The 1,604-nt window shown below is 70.0% G+C and carries 1 protein-coding gene; it reads right to left on the reverse strand.

What is annotated here, in order from left to right:
- Positions 1 to 201: 201 nt before the first annotated feature.
- Positions 202 to 1,218, reverse strand: a complete 1,017-nt coding sequence (locus tag ACWJ6R_RS36015; RefSeq protein ID WP_449066494.1) for a lytic polysaccharide monooxygenase auxiliary activity family 9 protein — start codon at positions 1,216 to 1,218, stop codon at positions 202 to 204.
- Positions 1,219 to 1,604 lie beyond the last annotated feature (386 nt).

Here is a 1,604-nt window from a genome sequence, read left to right on the forward strand (position 1 = left end):
CCGGTCGGGGCCATCGGGTGCGCGGCGGTGTGCCGGACCGCGGGATCGCCGCCGCCGACGCAGGCCGCCGCGAGCAGGGCCACCGCGGCCCCCAGGGAGAGGGAGCCCAGGATCGTGGTGGTCTTCCCCTGCGTCACGGCTGTCCTCCTCGGGAGAAAAGGAGGATCCCGGCCGGGCGGGCCGGCCGGGACCCCGGGTCGGTCAGGGACTGGTGCAGGTCAGGGACGGGGAGCCGGGGGAGCCGTTGCCGGTCATCCCGAAGGTGGTCGAGCCGCCCGCGGGGACCGCCCGGTTCCAGTCGGCGTTCTTCGCCGTGACGGAGGATCCGGAGACCGTGTGGCTGGCGCTCCATACGCTGTTGATGCTGCTCCCGCTGGGCAGCGTCCACTTGACGGTCCAGCCGTTGAGGCTGGAGGCGCCGGGGTTGCTCACGGTGACCTCGCCCTGGAAGCCGCCCGACCAGGTGCTGACGGTCTTGAAGGAGGCGGTGCAGGAGCCCGGGTCGTCGGTGGGGGTCGACGTCGGGGTGATGGTCGGGTCCGGGTCGGGGTTCCCTTCGCGGCCGACGCCGGTCACCTCGCCGTTGCCGCCGTCGAAGACGACGTCGGAGCAGTTGTAGAAGGTCTCGGCGCTGTCGGAGCGCTTCCACACCGAGTAGATGATGTGGCGGCCGGACTTACCGGAAGGCAGGGTGGCGTTCCAGTAGTAATGCGCCTCGTTGGTGCCCGCGGAGCCGACGCTGGCGGGGTGGTCGGCCGTGTCGAAGGGCTGCTCCTCCAGGTCGTCCCAGGTGAGCGGCTTGCTGGGGTCGTAGCCGTCCTTGGTGACGTACAGGTAGAACCAGCCCGGGTGGGCGGCCCACTTGTTGTACTTGATCTGGATCTGCCGCCCGGCGGTCAGATGGGTCACCGGCCATTCGGTGCTGGGGCGGTTGAACCCGGTGAAGTTGGGGTTGCCGCCGCTGCACAGCTCTCCGTCGGGCACGAAGCCGCGGGTCCGCCCGGCTCCGTCGGAGCGGAGCACGCTGAACCAGTTGTAGAGGGAGTTGGCGCCGCTCTGGGCGACGGCCGCCGCACAGGCCGGGTTGATGGGGACGATGTTCCCCTGCGGGCTGAGCCCGTCCTGCCAGCAGAAGTAGGTCCGGCTGCCGGGCACCATCATGGCGCCGTGAGCCGAGGCCGAGCTCGGAACGAGGACGACCGCGAGAAGCGCGGACATGAACGTGACCGCGCAGGCGACAGCGATCCTTCGCCAATTGCGCACTGAACTGACCGACCTTTCGGGATGGCGGACTTACCGATCGACTGCAGCGAAGCGCTTACGCGAAACGGACTCTAAGCCGCCGTTACAGAGGTGTAAACGAAAGGCGGTCGTATGGGACCGTTCCGGCGGAGTAAGGCCAGTTGGAAGGGGTGCCGGGCGGTGCGGAACGGATGAAAGATTCATGCCGGGCGGGAGGCGGCCGGGGTATTCCGGTATATCGGGGAGGCGGCCGGTCGGCCATTTCTGGGTGCCATCCGGATATGCCGCGGGGGCGCCTTCCGGCGCGTGGCCGGCCGCTGCCGGGGGTGTCCCGGCGGATGGCGGGCGGCGGGCCGGAAGCG

Source organism: Planomonospora algeriensis, from assembly GCF_977012225.1.

Coding starts and splice junctions, on each gene's coding strand:
- ACWJ6R_RS36015 (WP_449066494.1), bottom strand. CDS start 1,218: ATGTCCGCGCTTCTCGCGGTCGTCCTCGTTCCGAGCTCGGCCTCGGCT.